Source organism: Mycobacterium sp. TH-M103, from assembly GCF_057473785.1.
Genome location: NZ_JBYCLG010000253.1, coordinates 1 through 17,358, shown reverse-complemented (window position 1 = coordinate 17,358; position 17,358 = coordinate 1). Strand labels below are relative to the sequence as shown.

The 17,358-nt window shown below is 70.1% G+C and carries 21 protein-coding genes, 1 tRNA gene and 1 pseudogene; 14 read left to right on the top strand and 9 right to left on the bottom strand.

What is annotated here, in order from left to right; translation table 11 throughout:
- Window positions 1–11 precede the first annotated feature (11 nt).
- Window positions 12–94: transfer RNA gene (locus AC2VOR_RS14535), tRNA-Leu, on the top strand.
- Between the two features lie 587 nt (window positions 95–681).
- Window positions 682–1,494, top strand: coding sequence for a PE family protein (locus AC2VOR_RS14530; RefSeq protein ID WP_369736252.1), 813 nt, complete (start codon window positions 682–684; stop codon window positions 1,492–1,494).
- Between the two features lie 10 nt (window positions 1,495–1,504).
- Here the strand turns inward: AC2VOR_RS14530 and AC2VOR_RS14525 are convergent, their stop codons facing one another.
- Window positions 1,505–2,173: a TetR/AcrR family transcriptional regulator gene (locus AC2VOR_RS14525; RefSeq protein ID WP_486963997.1), complete on the bottom strand. Its 669-nt coding sequence runs from the start codon at window positions 2,171–2,173 to the stop codon at window positions 1,505–1,507.
- A gap of 62 nt (window positions 2,174–2,235) precedes the next feature.
- Here AC2VOR_RS14525 and AC2VOR_RS14520 point away from each other — a divergent pair, with 62 nt between their 5' ends.
- Both AC2VOR_RS14520 and AC2VOR_RS14515 read left to right on the top strand, forming a co-directional pair.
- A complete protein-coding gene (locus AC2VOR_RS14520) occupies window positions 2,236–2,418 on the top strand; it encodes a hypothetical protein (protein ID WP_369736254.1) in 183 nt (60 codons plus the stop codon).
- A 323-nt stretch (window positions 2,419–2,741) separates the two neighbouring features.
- A complete protein-coding gene (locus AC2VOR_RS14515; RefSeq protein ID WP_486963996.1) occupies window positions 2,742–3,107 on the top strand; it encodes a hypothetical protein in 366 nt (121 codons plus the stop codon).
- Between the two features lie 35 nt (window positions 3,108–3,142).
- Here AC2VOR_RS14515 and AC2VOR_RS14510 read toward each other — a convergent pair whose 3' ends face one another.
- From AC2VOR_RS14510 to AC2VOR_RS14500, 3 genes and pseudogenes are all read right to left on the bottom strand, one after another.
- On the bottom strand, window positions 3,143–3,484 hold the full coding sequence (locus tag AC2VOR_RS14510; protein ID WP_369736256.1) for a GNAT family N-acetyltransferase: 342 nt from the start codon (window positions 3,482–3,484) through the stop codon (window positions 3,143–3,145).
- Between the two features lie 48 nt (window positions 3,485–3,532).
- Window positions 3,533–4,448: pseudogene (locus AC2VOR_RS14505) on the bottom strand (acyl-CoA dehydrogenase family protein); the annotation flags it as partial.
- 73 nt (window positions 4,449–4,521) lie between these two features.
- Entirely contained in the window at window positions 4,522–4,938 is a 417-nt protein-coding gene (locus AC2VOR_RS14500; protein WP_369736257.1) for a WhiB family transcriptional regulator, read from the bottom strand.
- Between the two features lie 141 nt (window positions 4,939–5,079).
- Between AC2VOR_RS14500 and AC2VOR_RS14495 the strand changes: the two genes are divergently transcribed.
- The 6 genes from AC2VOR_RS14495 to AC2VOR_RS14470 all read left to right on the top strand — a co-directional run bounded on the left by AC2VOR_RS14495 (window position 5,080) and on the right by AC2VOR_RS14470 (window position 9,024).
- Window positions 5,080–5,868: a helix-turn-helix domain-containing protein gene (locus AC2VOR_RS14495; protein ID WP_369736258.1), complete on the top strand. Its 789-nt coding sequence runs from the start codon at window positions 5,080–5,082 to the stop codon at window positions 5,866–5,868.
- A gap of 14 nt (window positions 5,869–5,882) precedes the next feature.
- A complete protein-coding gene (locus AC2VOR_RS14490) occupies window positions 5,883–6,686 on the top strand; it encodes a C40 family peptidase (RefSeq protein ID WP_369741359.1) in 804 nt (267 codons plus the stop codon).
- 37 nt (window positions 6,687–6,723) lie between these two features.
- The gene (locus AC2VOR_RS14485) at window positions 6,724–7,086 is read left to right on the top strand and encodes a DUF4226 domain-containing protein (protein WP_369736259.1); all 363 of its coding nucleotides are present in this window, start codon (window positions 6,724–6,726) and stop codon (window positions 7,084–7,086) included.
- A 72-nt stretch (window positions 7,087–7,158) separates the two neighbouring features.
- A complete protein-coding gene (locus AC2VOR_RS14480; RefSeq protein WP_369736261.1) occupies window positions 7,159–8,328 on the top strand; it encodes a DUF4226 domain-containing protein in 1,170 nt (389 codons plus the stop codon).
- Window positions 8,329–8,398: 70 nt separating this feature from the next.
- Window positions 8,399–8,716: an ESX-1 secretion-associated protein gene (locus AC2VOR_RS14475; protein WP_369736262.1), complete on the top strand. Its 318-nt coding sequence runs from the start codon at window positions 8,399–8,401 to the stop codon at window positions 8,714–8,716.
- Window positions 8,713–9,024 carry a DUF2694 family protein gene (locus AC2VOR_RS14470; protein ID WP_369736264.1) on the top strand — a complete coding sequence of 104 codons (312 nt, stop codon included), beginning with the start codon at window positions 8,713–8,715 and terminating at the stop codon, window positions 9,022–9,024. The genes AC2VOR_RS14475 and AC2VOR_RS14470 overlap by 4 nt, the downstream gene beginning before the upstream one ends.
- Window positions 9,025–9,049: 25 nt before the next feature.
- On the opposite strand, the gene AC2VOR_RS14465 is transcribed toward AC2VOR_RS14470, so the two are convergent.
- Window positions 9,050–9,193: a hypothetical protein gene (locus tag AC2VOR_RS14465; RefSeq protein ID WP_369736265.1), complete on the bottom strand. Its 144-nt coding sequence runs from the start codon at window positions 9,191–9,193 to the stop codon at window positions 9,050–9,052.
- Window positions 9,194–9,281: 88 nt separating this feature from the next.
- Between AC2VOR_RS14465 and AC2VOR_RS14460 the strand changes: the two genes are divergently transcribed.
- Window positions 9,282–10,388 carry a DUF5632 domain-containing protein gene (locus AC2VOR_RS14460; protein ID WP_369741360.1) on the top strand — a complete coding sequence of 369 codons (1,107 nt, stop codon included), beginning with the start codon at window positions 9,282–9,284 and terminating at the stop codon, window positions 10,386–10,388.
- A gap of 52 nt (window positions 10,389–10,440) precedes the next feature.
- Window positions 10,441–10,758 (top strand): DUF2710 family protein, encoded by a 318-nt coding sequence (locus AC2VOR_RS14455; protein ID WP_486963995.1) that lies wholly within the window; start codon window positions 10,441–10,443, stop codon window positions 10,756–10,758.
- Window positions 10,759–10,773: 15 nt separating this feature from the next.
- Here AC2VOR_RS14455 and AC2VOR_RS14450 read toward each other — a convergent pair whose 3' ends face one another.
- Both AC2VOR_RS14450 and AC2VOR_RS14445 read right to left on the bottom strand, forming a co-directional pair.
- Window positions 10,774–11,547 (bottom strand): TIGR03084 family metal-binding protein, encoded by a 774-nt coding sequence (locus AC2VOR_RS14450; protein WP_486963994.1) that lies wholly within the window; start codon window positions 11,545–11,547, stop codon window positions 10,774–10,776.
- The gene (locus AC2VOR_RS14445; protein WP_369736268.1) at window positions 11,547–12,827 is read right to left on the bottom strand and encodes an MFS transporter; all 1,281 of its coding nucleotides are present in this window, start codon (window positions 12,825–12,827) and stop codon (window positions 11,547–11,549) included. Before AC2VOR_RS14445 ends, AC2VOR_RS14450 begins: the two co-directional genes overlap by 1 nt.
- Before the next feature lie 129 nt (window positions 12,828–12,956).
- Between AC2VOR_RS14445 and AC2VOR_RS14440 the strand changes: the two genes are divergently transcribed.
- Window positions 12,957–13,562 carry a YqgE/AlgH family protein gene (locus tag AC2VOR_RS14440; RefSeq protein ID WP_369736269.1) on the top strand — a complete coding sequence of 202 codons (606 nt, stop codon included), beginning with the start codon at window positions 12,957–12,959 and terminating at the stop codon, window positions 13,560–13,562.
- 12 nt (window positions 13,563–13,574) lie between these two features.
- Here AC2VOR_RS14440 and AC2VOR_RS14435 read toward each other — a convergent pair whose 3' ends face one another.
- Window positions 13,575–13,916, bottom strand: a complete 342-nt coding sequence (locus AC2VOR_RS14435; RefSeq protein WP_369736271.1) for a hypothetical protein — start codon at window positions 13,914–13,916, stop codon at window positions 13,575–13,577.
- Between the two features lie 54 nt (window positions 13,917–13,970).
- Window positions 13,971–15,038 (bottom strand): LpqN/LpqT family lipoprotein, encoded by a 1,068-nt coding sequence (locus tag AC2VOR_RS14430; RefSeq protein ID WP_369736272.1) that lies wholly within the window; start codon window positions 15,036–15,038, stop codon window positions 13,971–13,973.
- A 187-nt stretch (window positions 15,039–15,225) separates the two neighbouring features.
- Between AC2VOR_RS14430 and AC2VOR_RS14425 the strand changes: the two genes are divergently transcribed.
- Window positions 15,226–17,358 (top strand): class I tRNA ligase family protein (locus AC2VOR_RS14425; protein WP_486963993.1); only part of this gene is annotated, 2,133 nt, incomplete at its 3' end.

The window sequence follows — 17,358 nt, the reverse complement described above, 5'->3', positions numbered from 1 at the left end:
GTTGATTTTCGGGGCGAGTGGCGGAATGGCAGACGCGCTGGCTTCAGGTGCCAGTGTCCTTCGGGACGTGGGGGTTCAAGTCCCCCTTCGCCCACCGGAGTGATGTCTCACGACATCGGAATTGGTCCGAACCCCCGTCGGGGTTCGGATTTTTTCTTTGGGCGTGCGGTGGAAGTTCCTGGCGGCCTCGGCCGGCGCGGCGCGAGACAAGTCCTCCGAATTGGTCGATACGGTCGGTACGGGCAGCTGTGGATTGGCGATGTCACAGAAACGGAACAATAGGCCCAACCGGGAAGCCCACGATCCGCGGCGGTGAACATGGAATTCGGTTGCACGCCGGCACACGTTCACCGGACGTATCAAAAGCGTGCGCGGTGAACCAATATACGACGCAATACCGGGCTGGATGTCCGAATCGCCTCGTAGACCGGTAACTCGCGGCGGCGGGCAGCAGCGGAAAACCCTTCACGACGCGTTCCAGTAATGCCACATCATTCCCCCAGCACTTGCGTCGCATTGGTGGAATGGGTGTCCATAGCTTTCACACTGCTGAGAATTCAAGAAACACCGAGGCGCAGTCTCATACATCTGATTTCCGGTCCAAATGGAATTTTCCCGCACGGAGCTGCATTGCGGCCTGTACGGTGAGTCGTGCACACCCAAACTGTCGGGAGGTTTGAGATGTCCAATCTATTTACGATGCCGGAGTTTTTACAAAATGCGGCATCAGACTTGGCGGGCATCGGTTCGGCGATCCGCTCCGCCAACGCCATGGCCGCAGCCCCGACGACCGGCGTGCTGGCAGCGGGCACCGACGAGGTGTCGGTCGCGGTGACCTCGTTGTTTTCCACACACGCCACGACATATCAACAGGTGAGCTCGCTCGTCGAAGATTTTCACGCCCGGTTCGTCCAGGCATTGATCGGCGCCGGGCAGACGTATGCGGCGGCCGAGGCCGCCAACGTTCTGCCGTTGCAGAGCCTGGGGCAAGGCATGGGCAACAGCGCCGCGGCCGCCCAGGCGACGCTGGCCAATTACGGTTACGGCAATGTCGGCCAGGGCAACTTCGGTTTCTTCAACACCGGGACCTTGAATTTCGGTATCGGCAACGTCAGCCCCAACTTCACCCCCACCAACCCCATCAGCCAGTTCGGCGGTTTCGGTCTGTTCAACACCGGTATCGACAACGTCGGGGCCTTCAACAGCGGCAGTGTGAACATCGGGATCGGCAACGTCAGCCCCAACTTCACACCGGGCAATCCGCTGACGCAATTCGGCAGCCTCGGCATGTTCAACAACGGGATCGACAACGTCGGGATCGGCAATGTCGGGGTCAACAACCAGGGCCTGCCCGTGCCCCTGCTGAGCCTGCTGGGCGTGGGCAACCACGGCACGTTCAACCAGGGCCTGTTCAACACCGGCAACTACAACACCGGCATCGGCCTGGTCGGCGACCACCTCATCGGCATCGGCCCGTTGCACGTCAGCGACTAGTCGAGACGAGCTAAAGGTCTGTGCCGCCGGAGCTCTCGGCCGCGGCGCCAGGACCGCCGCTGCGCAGGTGTCCTTCGCGGAGCAGCGCGTTGACCGACTCCTCCCAGCGGTGCATCTGGGCGGGCGTGCCGAACGGTTGCGGAAGGTGACGGTCGAGGTGAGGACGCAGAACCAGGGTGCCCAGGACCAGGACCAGGGGATGCAGCGGCGCCCACAGCCGATCCAGGTCCGGTCGGGTCTGTCCGAGGTCGTTGAGCTCGTTCCACCGATCGGCGCCGAGGGCGGCCAGCCCGTCGAAAACGACCGTCCCCAGCGGCCGCCCGCTGACCACCGCGTCGACAACGTAGTCGACGACGTCGGGCTGTTCGACTAGCAGAGCGGTCACCCGGCGTCCCATCTCGGCGACCGAGTCGGCGGGCGGATCAGGGACCGGCTCCGCCATCACCGCACTGACAACCTCGAGGACGTGGGCGTCGACGGCGCCGATGAGGTCGGCTTTGGTGGCGAAATAATGTTGCACCAACCCCAGGGAAACCTCCGCCGCGGCGGCGATCGTGCGCAGCGAGGTCGCCGCCGTGCCCTGGGCGGCGAAGAGCCGAAGTGCCGCAGCCCGGATCCGCGTGGCGCTCGGCGAGCTCGCCGGATCGACTGCGTCCGGGCTCGTTGCTGCTGATGTCATCTCCGACACGGTACGAAGCGTACTGTAACACGCATGTGCAATACCGATGTATTGTGGTGTGCATGACGCCGTCGCCCGACGATCAGGTGAGGATCAGATTCGTCCGAGACTTCCAAACCTCCGATGGTTCGGTCAGCTGCACCAAAGGTTCCGAGTTCCGCGTCGACACCGCCACTGCCGATGCGCTGCTATTGGCCGGCGTCGTCGTGACGGTTTCCGCGACGGGGTCCATGTCGTCCGGGTGACTCCGATCCGCCCGGGGTCTGCGACGGATCGACCGCGTTGATGGTGGTTGATTTCGCGTCGGCTCATCGAACATTCCCGCGAACACGTCCCGGCCGGCATCGGCAATCAACTTTTGCAGCATCGCCAGGTCCACACTGCCCGCGCGCGGGACGGACCAGGCTATTTGCTGCCATACCGACCAGCTCCCCGGCTCATGGCTTTCCTCACGCCGCGGGTTCCGGAGCGCACCAACCTTCTGGCGAGGATCGCGCTTGACATCGTGCCCGAGTGGGTAGATGCCCTAAGGAGATCGCCCCTCCCCTCAACAGATTGGGTACTCATGATGATCGAGAATCCGACCGCCCGCCGTTTCGTCGTGGCCGCAGCGCTGACGACGGCCGTCGGGCTGAGCACGCTGACCGCGGCCTGCGGCTCGAGCGGCCACGAGAACAAACCGTCGACCACGACGGTCACGACGACGGTCACCCCGCCCACCACCACCCCGACCACGCCGCCCCCGCCGCCCGCCGAGCCGGGCGGACCAGGGACCGGGCCCGGCGGAGTCACCACGAACGCGCCGGGTGGCGCGGGCGCCGGGGCAGGTCCCGGCGGGGCGAGCGCGGGTGTGCCGGGCGCCGGGGCTTCGGCCGGGCCCAATGGCGCCGGGGCGTGCGCCGGTGGCGTCTGCGTCGGGACTCCCCCCGGCTAGTAACCGGCCCGCTGCGGGCGGCGGCGTCGGTGAAACTATCTGCTGGACTGGATCCGCAGCCACCGCAGGACGTCGTCGGTGACGGGATCGGTGAGGTCGTCGAATTCGGGATGCTTGCGCAGCACCGTGCCGATCATCGAGCACACCGGGACGATGCGCTTGCCCGCATCGCGGGCGTCGTCGAGCGCCTCCTCCACCAGAAGGGTCGCCAGGCCGCGTCCACCGAATTCGGGGTGGATCTCAGTGTGGTCGAACACCCGTTGGTCGCCGCGGTCGGCGAATGAGGTGTGGCCGACGACCCGGTTGTCGACGGCAATCGTGTACCGGCCCTCCTCGGCGCTGATGGTGGCGTGGGCGCCGGTCTTGTCGACAGGCATCTGATCTCCCTGGGGTTCCGGTAAGCGGACAATCGCGACCGTACCCGCTCACTTGCCGGGCGGCCGCAGGACCTTCATCGCCAGCCGCATGATCGGTGCGGGAACGCAATCCTGCATTGACAGGGCCGTGTCGGCGGCGCGGGAGCGTAGCGGGGTGCCGCGGCTGAAGATCCGGTTCAGCGGTCCCCGGACGGCTCGATCACCACGTGCAGCGGCGGGGTGCCGACGGCGGCGCCCAGCGCGTTGGCGATGACCATCCGCTGGATCTAGCTGGTGCCTTCGAAGATGGTGTACGGCTTGGCGTCTCGATACCACTTCTCGACCGGGTGGTCGGTGATCTAGCCCCAGCCGCCCATCGTCTGGATGGCCCGCCCGGTCGCCGTGACGGCTACTTCGCTGGCGGTCCACTTCGACATCGAGCGCTCACCCCCGCTCCAATCGGATGCGGTTGGCCGCCATCCACGAGGCCCCAGGTCAGCAGCCGCGCGGCATCGATCTGGGTGGCCAGCTCGGCGTATTCCAGAGCCGCGCGGGTGATCCCGCGGTTGGCCGAGTTCCTCGTCAACGACCGCGTTGACGACGTGCACGTCGGCGATGCCGCCGTTGCCGATCCACATCTTGTGGCCGTCGATGACCCAATCGTCGCCGTCGCGACGGGCGTGGGTGCGCAGGTTCGTACGTCGCTGCCGCCCTCGGGTGCGGAGATCGCCAGCGCAGCGAGCTTCAGATCGCCTGGGGTGCCGAAGCATTCGGGGCCCCATTCCAGCATCTGCTCGGGGGTCGCTGCCTGGCCGATGGCCGAGAGCGCCAGCGCCGGCATGACGATCGCCAGCCCGCTCGCGGCGCAGCCCCAGGACAGCTCCTCCACGAACATCGGCAGCGACAACCCGGTGGGGTCGCGATCAGATCGCGGTAGAAGAGCGGACCGTAGAAGCCGCGCAAGGGCCGCCTCCTCGAGCACGGGTCTCGACGGCCTCGGTGGTGCCGAAGCTCGACTAGCCGGCCGATCGGCACAGCAAACGGGTCGGGTGGGCCTTTCAGGCGGCCGAGCGCGGCCCGGCGTGGGCGATCGGCAGATGCAGTACCACCGCCGCCGCCGGAACGGCATCGTGTTCGTGACGGGCCAGCAGGGCCGCGTTGTCGGGGAGCTGACGCGAATTGATCTCGCCGCTCGCGATGCGGCGCAACGTGTCGTGGGCGCGGGCAAGCTGTTCGCGCTTGCGGTACTGACCGCCGGGCAGTTTGACACCGGCCCAGACGCCGTACTCCTCCCGGTGCGCGATGGCGTGCTGGGCGCACCGGCGTTGTTGCGCCAACGGGCACCGGCGCAGGCACTGTATGCGGGCCTCGGTCGCAGACGCCTCGTACGCGCGTGCCTTTGCCGCGCCGTCGGCGCCGTCGTCGTCGGGATAGCCGAACCACAGTTCCGGATTGGTTGCGCAGGGATGTCCCATGCCGGTCTCCTTCTCGGGCTGAAACGTCGATAGAAGCGTATACACATGGTTGCCCGGCGCGCAAGAGAACCGTGACAAAAACGTATAACAAAGGACGGGCTCGCGGGCTGTGTAATATCCGCCGTATGGCCGGAGCGTGTGGTGAGCCGTGAATCGGCCGGCGCGGCCATCCGCGCGTTGCGCGAATCGCGCGATCTGTCGCTGGCCGACCTCGCCGCGACCACCGGTGTCAGCGTCATGGGACTCAGTTTCTTGGAGCGCGGGGCTCGCAAGCCGCACAAAAGCACAGTTCAGAAGGTTGAAAACGGGCTAGGTCTGCCGCCGGGGACGTATTCGCGGCTGCTCGTGGCGGCCGATCCGGATGCCGAGCTGGCGCGGATGATGGCGGCGCAGCCGCCCGACGCGACGGCCGCCCGACGCCCGGGGGCCGTGGTGGTCGACCGGCACAGCGACACCGAGGTGCTCGAAGGCTATGCCGAAGCGCAGCTCGACGCCCTCCAATCGGTCATCGAACGACTACCCGCGACGACATCAAACGAATATGAGACGTATATTCTCTCTGTGATCGCGCAGTGCGTGAAGGCGGAGATGCTGGCCGCCGGCTCCTGGCGTGTGGCCGTGAACGCCGGCGCGGATTCGACGGGCCGGCTCATGGAGCACCTGCGGGCGCTCGAGGCCACGCGCGCCGCCTTGCTGGACCGGATGCCGCAGAGCCTGGGTGCGCGTTTCGACCGCGCCTGTGCGCGCTCGTCGCTACCGGAGACGGTCATCGCGGCTCTGCTGGGTGTCGAGACCGCGGACGTGTGGGACATCCGCAACAGGGGGGCCGTTCCACCGGGGGCCCTCCCCCGCGTCCGCGCCTTCACCGAGGCGGTCGAATCGGCGGCTCGCGATGCGACCGAGCGCGACGACTCCGAGGGGGACCAGTGATCGACAGTGAACTCATGGTGCTCGACCGGGCCCATCGCCTGTTCGCCGGCCACACCGAAGCGCCGGCGTGGGACGCGGGGCGGCCGCCGCACCGCGGTGCGGCGCGTTACCTGCAGGCGCCGAATGTCGGTGCGGGACAACGCGCCTACGAACTGGCCGCCGATCGCGGCCGGCGACGGCGCGCGGCGGCGGCCCGCACGGATGCCGAGGCCGGCCGCGTCGTCGCCGAAGCCCACCGGGACCGGGAACGTGCCCACCGGCTGACCAAGAGCGTCGTCGACGAGGCCCGCGCCGACGCCGCCGCGCCCCCGCGGACGCCGATGGCCCAGCGAGAGGCGATGCGCCGGCGGGCGGCGCGGCTACGCGCGCAACAGGCGCACGTGCTGGCCGCCCGGGCGCGATCCCGACGACACGCCGCGACGCTGCGGGCCCTGGGATACCGGCTCGCGCACCACCGCGGACCGCTGGACCTGTCCCCGAACGATCGCGCCGCCCGCGCTGTGCACGCCGCCTTGTCGCGGCTGGGACGACCGTACGTCTGGGGCGCGGCCGGCCCCGAGCGGTTCGACTGTTCCGGGCTGGTCCAGTGGTGCTATGCCCAGGCCGGGGTTCATTTGGACCGCACCACCTATCAGCAGATTCACGACGGTGTCCCGGTGCCGCGTTCGCAAGTCCGCCCGGGTGACCTGGTGTTCCCGCACGCCGGTCACGTGCAGCTGGCGATCGGCAAAGGTCTGGTCGTGGAAGCGCCCTACCCGGGGGCATCGGTGCGGATCGCCCGATTGGGCGGCAGCGTTCAGATTCGACGCCCGCTATGACCAACCACCGCCCCGCCACCCGACGAAGGGGTTGAACATGTCCGAGCAAGCCGGGCCCTCGGTCGCAGCGCTGCGCGCACGCCAAGGCGCGCTGGCGGGCCGACACGCTACCGCGGCCGACGCCGACCGTGTCCTGGCGGACGTGCTGGCCAGCGTGCACGCCGCGACCCGGGCGAGCATCCGCCGCCTCGATGCCATCGCCGAGGAGGTCGACCGCGCGGTCCTCGACCGGGCAGCCCTGGCCGCCGATACGCCTCTGGGCGCGCGTGAATTGCACAAGTTCCTGGTCGCCAAGCTGCGTGAGATCAGGGCGGTCGTCGCCGAAGCGGACGAGCTCGGCCGCGCGAAACGGGCTGTGCTGGAGCGCCTCCGGGCACAGTACGCCGCGCCGGTCGGCTAGCGGGTGCGTCCGGGCACAGCCGCGCCGACCGTGAATTGTCGATCCCAATCCGCCTGGGTACTGTCGCCCGTCATGGAGGGGCCCACGCCGGGATCTGCTGCCGACACCATAGCGGCCGCCGAAGCGGCGCTGGCCCAACAGAATTCGGCGGTTTCGCAGCTGGACCTGCAGGTCGTTTCGGCGATCCTGAACGCACACCTGACGACCGTCGAGGGCAAAGAAGCGCTGAGCGGGTTGCAGCAGGAGACCGAAGCCGCGGTACGCACGCGCTCCGACCTGGACACCCCGGCGGGTGCGCGCGACTTCCAGCGATTCCTCATCGGCAAGCTCAGGGACATCCGAGCGGTCGTGCTGGGCGCGAGCCTCGATGACACGTCGAAATCGGCACTGATGGCCGCCTGGACGTCGCTGTACGGCGCCGCCAAAGGCGGCGCGGACGCCGTGGACGACCCGTCGGAGGAGGCGGAGTCGTCGGAGGCGTCGGACGACCCCGGCGCCGAGTGGGATCCGTTGCTGGACATGCTGTCGGCCGACGACCCCGGCGCGCCGGATACCGACCCGCCCGGACCCGTGCCTGCCGAAGGCGTCGCGGCCCCGCCGGCCGTGGCGGCGCCGGCGATGCCGGCCCTTCCCGCCTTCGGTACGGGGCCGCTGTCGGGGCCGGGCACGGCGCCGGGTGCCCCGGCCGACTGGGCCCTGCCGGCTCGCGGTCTGCAGGACGGCGAGCTCGAGTCGGCGCTGCGCGACCTCGACGACGACGGCCTGCAGCGACCCGAAGAGTCGGATCCGGGTGACGAAACGGCACCCTCGACACAGGACGCCGAGAACCACGACGGGCTGGCGACCACGCACGCACCCGCGGCGGGACCGACCGCGGTCATCCTGCCCGACGGCGAAAAGGTGACCGCCGCCAGCCCACAGGTGGCCGGTGCCATCAAGGCCGCGGTCACCGGAACGCCGATCGCCGAGGCGTTTGCACGGCAGGGCATCACCATCCCCGCGCCGGGCACCGCGGTCGCCGATCCGATCGACCCGCAAGACGTCACACCCGGCGACATCGGCATGCTCACCGACCGCCATGCACTGGCCCTCGGGCCCGGTAAGGCCCTCCTGGACGGGCAGATTCGACACATCGCCACCGTGAGCGGGCCGGACTTCCTAGGCTGGGAGCACCCACCGGCGGCGACGGCCGCCCCGGCCGGTCCCGACAATCCGACACCGACCCGGCCGGCGGGCATGTGATCGCCGACAAAACCACTGCCAACAGCGAACTCGCCGGGTCCCCCGGCGGTGCATGAACAGGAGACAGCGGATGGCCGATTCGATCCACGTGGAGCCCGCGCAGCTGCGGCACGCCGCCGCCCAGCACCTGGACGCCTCCGACTACCTGCGCACCGTTCCGTCGACGCATGCCGCGATCCAGGAAAGCCTCGACTCCCTGGGGCCGATCTTCGGCGACCTGCGCGACGCCGGGCGCGAACTGCTCGAGCTCAGGCGCCAGTGCTACGAGCAGCAAGCCGACGACCACGCCGCCATGGCCGACAAGCTGCGGGTGTCGGCGAGCAGGTGGGAACAGCACGAGCAGGATGCGGCCAACGACTTCGGCGGCATCGGCGACGGCGGTCGATGACCGACCCCAATCCCGCCTTCGACACCGTCCACCCCAGCGGGCACATCCTCGTCCGGTCCTGCCGCGGCGGCTACCTGTACAGCGTCACGCTGAGCGACGAGGCGATGGAGACCGATGCCGAGACGCTGGCCCGGGGCATCCTGCTGACCGCGGACGTGTCGCATCTGAAGGCGCTGCTGGAGGTGCGCGACGAGATCCTGGCCGCCGGCCACACGCCGTCGGCTCAGGTCCCCACCCCCTACGACCTCGACACCGCGATCGAGAAGCTGCTGGCGCACGATCTGCGGCGCCGCGACGGCGTGCGGTAGCCGCGCGGCCGGGACACGGACCCGCCTATCCCAGCCACGTCTCGACCGCACCGGGATCCGGTGCGATATCGGTGGGTGGCTCGATCGGATTGGGGCCGAACAACTCCCGCGCCCGCGCGAGCAGGGCGCGCACTTCGTCGAGTTGCTGCTGCAGGGCAGATTCAGCCATGCCTGCACGCTACCCATGCCTGCGCGGCAGCACAATTCACCGACTTAGCCATGCGCGCGTGAGATGCCGTTACGCTGGGCCGGTGGTGATGGATCGGATAACGGCGCGTCGGCGTCTGCGGAGGGCGACGCGAGAATCGTTGGCGATCCCGGCCTTCAGCGCTCCGGTCGATTGCACCCCGTGGGTGACGGGCGGGCTCTGGCCCGCCTTGCTCTCACCGGTCACCGCCGAAACTGCCACGCTCGCAGAGTATTTGAAGGCCGATCTGCAGCGAATCGTCGAAAGCGCCAACGACGTGCTGAAGAGGCTGCAGCGGGCCGGACTGGTGGAGTCGATCCGGCAGGAAGAGGAGGCCCGGATCGTCGACGAGGCCCGCGCCCTGGCCGTGCAACGGGTCGAGTCGACGATCCGCCAGTTGCACGCGCTGCGGGGTGACGCGCCGGTGGCCGGTCACGAAGCCGCAGCCCCGCAGGGCCGGCACCGCGCCACCGCGTCGGGGAATGCCGAGCAGGAGGCTGCGCCCGCAGCCGAGGTCACCCCGGTCATCGAGCTCATCGAGGCCGCCGGTGCCGAGTCGGCCGACCAGCGACTGCGCCGTCTGCTGACCTTCGCGGCCCGTCAGGCACCGCGGCTGAACTGGGCGGTCGGCGACCGGGCCGACGGCAGCACGGTCCTGGTCACCGACCTGGCCCACGGGTGGATACCGCCGGGTATCGCGCTTCCGGCCGACGTGGGACTGCTGCCGCCGGAGCGACGGACCGGCACGGTCGCCGGCCTGGTAGGCGACGTCACGCGCGTCGCGGCCTACGCTCCCGGGGACCGCCTGGGCTGGCCGGACGACTTGGACCCGACGACGTCCTCGGTGCGCCCCCGCGAACTGCCCCCGGTCCCGGATGGGGGGCGGGTGCTCAGCGACGCGACGCGTGGGCGCGCGGGCCTGCCCCGGCTCGTGCACGCGTTGGCCGCGGCGGCGGCCGGCGGGACCCGGGTCCTCGACGACGAGGTGGACCTGCTGCGGGTGCATCTCGACACCGCGCTGCACCAACTGTCGGTGCAGCATCCCGGTGCGGGCCCCGGGTTGTTGCTCGACTGTCTGCTGCTGGCGGCCACCGAGGCCGCCGTCACCGGGGACGCGACCTCGGCGAACTACCACCTGGCCTGGTTCCAGAAACTGGACGCAGCACCTGGTGAGTGAACCCACGATCATGAATTGACGCTGGTCGGAGCGCTGAAGGATACTTGGCGGCGTGTCGGGATCGGGCGGTCGCGCGAACCTGAGCGGCAGGGATCTCGTCGACGCGGTGCTGCGCGATCTGAGTGAGGCGGCCGACAAGTGGGAGGCGCTGGTCGCCCGGGCCGAGACCGTCACCTATAGCGTCGATCTCGGTGACGTCCACGCCGTCGCCAACTCCGACGGCAGGTTGCTGCAGCTGACGCTGCACCCGGGGGTGATGACCGGCTACACCCACGCGGAGCTGGCGGACCGGCTGAATCTGGCGATCGCCGCCCTGCGCGAAGAGGCCGAGACGCAGAACGAGGCCACCTACGGCGGCCCCCTGCAGTGAGCGCGCCGCGCCGCCTCAGCGGCCGGCGCCGGGCGGGCCGGCGAAAGCCTGGGCGATCTGTAGCCAGCGCCGCGCGTCGGCGCCCTCGGCGGTGATGTCCAGTTCGCCGAGCGGGCGCCGCTGAGTCACCAGGAAGCAGAAGTCCAGGGCCGCTCCGGTGACCCGCTGGGCGGCGTCGGGCGGCCCCCACGACCAGATGTCGCCGTCGGGGGCCCGCAACTCGACGCGGAACGGCTCGGCCGGGGCGGCCTGGTTGTGGACGAAGAACGCGTAGTCGCGGGTCCGCACCCCGAGGTGGGCGATCGACCGCAGTCGCGGCGTGGCGGGCCGGGTGACGCCGAGGGCGTCGGCGACGTCGAGGCCGTGCGCCCAGCTCTCCATGAGCCGGGCGGTGGCCATCGACGCGGCGCTCATGGGAGGGCCGAACCACGGCACCTTGCGCTCCTGCGGCACCGCCAGCAGCGCCTCGTGCAGTCGCGCCCGGTACACCCGCCACTCGCTGAGCAACTCCGACGGCGGTAGGGCCGCCAGTTCCGCCGCGCCCGCGTCGACGAAGCCGTCCGGGTCGGCCGCGGCGGCCTCGAGCGCGGCGGCGAACGCGGCCGCATCGGTGACCGCGGTGAGCGCGACCCGGTCCGTCCACAGCAGGTGCGCGATCTGGTGGGCGATGGTCCAGCCCGGTGCGGGAGTCGGAAGGGCCCACTGGTCCTGCCGAAGCGGCGCCACCAGGGCGTCGAGGCCGTCGCTCTCGGCGCGCAAGTCGGCCACGATCGGCCCGGGTCCGGCCATCATCGCCTGCTCACGAAGGCGTGGACGAGCAGCCCGCCCAGGTACAGAGCCGACCCGAACAGCGCGAACGCGGGGGCGTGTCCGTCGGCCGGGATCACCGCCGCGGCCACGGTGATCGCGGCGATGAACGCGACCCAGAACAGCGCGTCCTGCACCGCGAACACGTGCCCGCGCAACGCGTCGTCGACGTCGATCTGCATCGCGGAGTCCGCGCACAGCTTGACCACCTGGCCGGCTACGCCGAGCAGGAAGCCGCACACCACCATGACCGGAATCCGCAACCCGGCGCCCGCGGTCTGAATCAGCGCGGCGGCGGCCAGCGCGCCGTTGGCCGTGGCGTAGCGGCCCCACCGGCGGACCGCGACCGGGGTCAGCAGGTTGGCCAGGAACGCCCCGAGGCCCGTGGCGGCGAAGAAGATCAGCGCGGTGCCCAGTCCCCCGGTGTGAGGCCCGCTCAGGTGGCGGACCAGCAGCAGGATCAGCAGTGAGTTGATGCCGACCGCCATCCGGTGCGCGGCCAGGCCCGACAGGGTGCCGGCCACCGTCGGGTAGCGCATGACCGTGCGCGCCCCGTGCAGCCAGCCGGTGAGGACCGCGTACAGGGCCGACCCGTGGATGGCCCGCACCGTGTCGTCCGGGCCGAGCACCCGGGGGCCGAACCGCAACGCCAGCAGCAACGCGATCGACACCGGGATCGCGGTGAGGAAGATGATCGCTGAGGCGCCGTCGTCGCCGGCGCCCATCAGCAGGCGGGGCACGAGCATGAAGTTGGCGCCCAGGAACGCCGCGACGGCGCCCGACGCGGTAGCGACCGCGTTCATGGTCACGACCTGTTCGCGCGGTACCACGTGCGGCAGCGACGCCGACAGCCCGGACGCGACGAACCGCGCCAGGCCGTTGGCGAACAACGCCGCGATCAGCAGCGCCATGTCTCCGGCCCGCACCGCCAGAATGGTGCCGATCGCGGCGATCAGGACCAGCCGGGCCGCGGTGGCGCCGACCAGCACCAGGCGCCGATCCCAGCGGTCCATCAGCGCCCCGGCGAACGGCCCCAGCAGCGAATAGGGCAAGAACAGCACCGCGAACGCGCGGGCGATCGCCATCGGGTCGGCGGCCCGGTCCGGGTTGAACAGCAACGCCCCGGCCATCCCCGCCTGGAACAGACCGTCCCCGAACTGACTCGCCATGCGCACCTGCAGCAGCCGCCAGAAATCGGGCAAACCGCGCACCGACCGCCAGATGTCCGCGGGTGCGCGCGTGGGCGTCCGGGTTTCAGTCACAGAACCGACTTCCGTGAGGGGGCAGGCACGATCGCTGCGGTCGACGCCGCTTCCCACAACAGTACAAATATTTGCGGGCGACGCTCGATTCCCCCGGGCGAGAGGGCCCGAGGATGCGATGATTGAGTAATGGCCCCGCCCGAAGATCCCGAGGACTTTGTCGCGCGCGCCGCACAGCGGGTGCGTGCGGGCACCTTGCTGCTGGCCAACACCAATCTCCTCGAACCCACGTTTCGGCGCAGCGTGATCTACATCGTGGAACACAACGAGGGCGGCACGCTGGGTGTCGTGGTCAACCGGGCCAGCGAGACTGCCGTGTACAACGTGCTGCCGCAGTGGACCAAGCTGGTGGCCAAGCCCAAGACGATGTTCATCGGGGGCCCGGTCAAGCGCGACGCGGCGCTGTGCCTGGCGACGCTGCGCGTCGGCGCCGACCCGCAGGACGTGCCGGGTTTGCGTCACGTCACCGGCCGGGTGGTGATGGTCGACCTGGACGCCGACCCGGATATGATCGCGCCGCTGGTCGAGGGCGTGCGGATCTTTGCCGGATATTCCGGTTGGACGATCGGTCAGCTGGAAGGCGAGATCGAGCGCGACGACTGGATTGTACTGTCGGCCTTGCCCTCCGACGTCCTCGTCGGGCCGCGGACCGACCTGTGGGGGCAGGTGCTGCGTCGGCAGCCGCTACCGATGTCGCTGCTTGCCACCCATCCGATCGACGTCAGCCGCAACTGAGCCCGGGCGCCGTCAGCCGCAGGACTGCGTGCAGCCGGAGCAGGCTCCACCGCAGCCGGGGGCCGTCGCCGCCTGATTCAGCGCGAAGCGCGCGCTCTGCCACGAGCCGGCGGCCAGCGTGCCCAGGGCACCGGCGACGCAGACGATAAGCACGACCAGGGCGGTGTGCGGGGAGGCGGCCAGGGCCACGACACCGCCGGCGGTGAGCATCACCGCGGCCGCCAGCTGGGTGGGGGCCATCGCCCGCAGCGCCCGCTGCACGGTGTCGGCGGTGTGCCCCCGGGAAAGCGACCAGATCCCGAACCCGGCGGATGCCGCCGCCGCGCACACACACAACACCCCCGCGATCAGCATGGGCCCACAATACGAGCCGGCCCGGGAGCGCGCGCGCCAGGGCCTGCGCCGACGCTAGCCTTGCGGACCGAGGTGCAGGTTCGGCAGGGGCGGCAGGCCCGGCACCAGGGCCAGCAGGTTGGGCATCGGCTGCCGGGGCGGCGTCTGGTTGGACAGGGCCGCCTGCCCGGGAAGGCCCAGCGGGGCCGTGGCCGGTACCGGCGCGGGCACCGGGGCGGGAAGCCCGCCCGGCGCCGTGGCGGGCGCGGCGCCGGGGAGGCCGACGGGCGACGCGACGGGTGCCTGAGCTGGCGCGGGGGCCGGTGCGCCGGGCACGGCGACACGGAACCCGTTGACGATGGCGTCCGTGGCCGGCGCGTCCGCGACCGCCTGGGCGCGGTCGGTGGTGACCGCCAGCGACACCAGATACCTGTCGTGCCCGGAGGTGGCGACGACGTGGCGCCGCGACGTGTTGAGCATCATGTCACCGTCGCGGTAGGTGCCCTCGATCACCGACGACGGGAACCCGTCGAAGTCGGCCATGGAGGCGTTGGTGGCCTCCCAGGCCGGCAGCTTCTGGCTGTCGACGTAGCCGTGCGTGATCGCCTCTCTGGGATCGAAGTTGCCGACCAGTTTGTACACCACGACCTGCGCGTTCGAGGTGTAGATGCTGTTGCCCTGGCGGTCGGCGATCACCGCGAACGCGTCGGGCACGTTGGGGTCGGGTACCTGGGTCCAGCGGGTGGGCACCGGCAGTGTGATGTCGAGCGGCTTGAATCCCTGGGGCTTCTGGGCTTCCAGCTTGACGCCCTTGGTCTGCAGGTATTCGCGGAGCGTTCCGGTGATCGCGGGTGCCGCCACCGGTGGCGCCGGTGCGACCGGGGCGGCGGCTCCGGCCACCGCGGGACTCGGCGGGACCAACGCATTCGACACCGGTGGGGTGGCGAGGACGCGGTTGCCGCCCGCCCCGCCGGGCGCCGCGGGGACGTTGGGCTGCACCGGTGCCGGCGCGGGCACGGCCGGGGCGGGTGCGGGAAGGACGGGATCCGCCGATGCCTTGGCGCCCGCGACAATCCCGACGGCGATCAAGCCGGCAACCATACCCCCGAGGAATGCCCGCTGGGTCGGGGCGAACTGAATCATCTGCGTCGGTCCTTCCCACGAGGCTTCGACACGAGCGCCCGTCGATAGTGGCTGACTGTATCCAGTGGTCAAATGCGCTGAACAGGCCCGAAATAGAGCTGGGATGAAGCTCTGATCACCGCGCGACGGAAACGAGACCAACCCGTGGCCGGCGGGAGCGCTGGGGCGGCCCTTATACCCTGTTGGCGTGACCGAATCCCCGACCGCCGCGACCGGCAGCGCCACAGCGCCGGGTCCAGTGCCGGACTCCGACGCGCCGCCGCACCGCTACACCGCGGCGCTGGCGAGCCGCATCGAGAGCACCTGGCAGGACAACTGGGCGCGGCTGGGCACGTTCAACGTCGCCAACCCGGTGGGCGCGCTGGCTCCGCCGCAAGGGACCCCGGTGCCCGAGGACAAGCTGTTCGTGCAGGACATGTTCCCCTATCCGTCGGGGGAGGGGCTGCATGTCGGCCACCCGCTGGGCTACATCGCCACCGACGTGTACGCGCGTTACTTCCGGATGACCGGCCACAATGTGCTGCACGCGTTGGGATTCGACGCTTTCGGGCTGCCCGCCGAGCAGTACGCGGTGCAGACCGGCACCCATCCGCGGACCCGGACCGAGGCAAACATCGTGAACTTCCGGCGCCAGCTGGGCCGGCTCGGTCTCGGCCACGACAGCCGGCGCAGCTTCTCGACCACCGACGTCGAGTTCTACAAGTGGACGCAGTGGATCTTCCTGCAGATCTACAACGCGTGGTTCGACACGGCGGCGGGCAAGGCCCGCCCGATCGCCGAACTGGTCGCCGAATTCGATTCCGGTGCACGCCGCCTCGACGACGGGCGGGACTGGGGCGCGCTGTCGGCGGGGGAGCGGGCCGACGTGATCGACGGCCACCGCCTGGTCTACCGCGCGGACTCGATGGTGAACTGGTGTCCCGGGCTGGGTACCGTGCTGGCCAACGAGGAGGTCACCGCCGACGGCCGCAGCGACCGCGGCAACTTCCCGGTGTTCCGGAAACGGTTGCGGCAGTGGATGATGCGCATCACCGCCTATTCCGACCGGCTGCTCGACGACCTGGACGTACTGGACTGGCCCGATCAGGTCAAGACCATGCAGCGCAACTGGATCGGCCGTTCGACCGGCGCGCAGGCGCTGTTCTCGGCGGCCACGAGCGATGGCGCGGCCGTGGACGTCGAGGTGTTCACCACCCGGCCCGACACGCTGTTCGGTGCCACCTACCTGGTCCTGGCGCCCGAGCACGACCTGGTCGACCGGCTGGTCGCTACCGCCTGGCCGGACGGTGTCGATCCCGCCTGGACCTACGACGCCGCCACGCCGGCTGACGCCGTCGCCGCCTACCGCCGCGCGATCGCCGCCAAGTCCGACCTGGAACGCCAGGAGAGCAGGGAGAAGACCGGCGTCTTCCTGGGCGCCTACGCGACCAACCCGGCCAACGGCGAGCCGGTGCCGGTCTTCATCGCCGACTACGTGCTGGCCGGCTACGGCACCGGGGCGATCATGGCGGTACCCGGCCACGATCAGCGAGACTGGGACTTCGCCCACCAGTTGGGCCTGCCGATCGTGGAAGTCATTGCCGGCGGCGATGTTTCGCAGGCCGCGTACACCGGCGACGGGGTGCTTGTGAACTCCGGTTTCCTCGACGGCATGGACGTGGCAGCGGCCAAGAAGGCGATGACGGCCCGCCTGGAATCCGACGGCCGCGGCCGCGCCCGCATCGAATTCAAGCTGCGAGACTGGCTTTTCGCGCGCCAGCGGTACTGGGGTGAGCCGTTCCCGATCGTCTACGACGGCGATGGACGCCCGCACGCCCTCGACGAGGCCGCCCTGCCCGTCGAACTGCCCGACGTGCCGGACTACTCGCCGGTCCTGTTCGATCCCGACGATGCCGGCAGCGAGCCGTCCCCGCCGCTGGCCAAGGCGGCCGACTGGGTGCACGTCGAGCTGGACCTGGGCGACGGGCTGAAGCCCTACAGCCGCGACACCAACGTGATGCCGCAGTGGGCGGGCAGCTCCTGGTACGAGCTGCGCTACACCGACCCGCACAACTCGGAGCGGTTCTGCGCCAAGGAGAACGAGGCCTACTGGATGGGCCCGCGGCCGGCCGAACACGGCCCGGATGATCCCGGCGGCGTCGACTTGTACGTCGGGGGAGCCGAACACGCGGTGCTGCACCTGCTGTATGCGCGGTTCTGGCACAAGGTCCTCTACGACCTGGGTCACGTCAGCTCCCGGGAGCCCTACCGACGGCTGGTCAACCAGGGATACATTCAGGCGTTCGCCTACACCGACGCCCGTGGTTCCTACGTTCCGGCC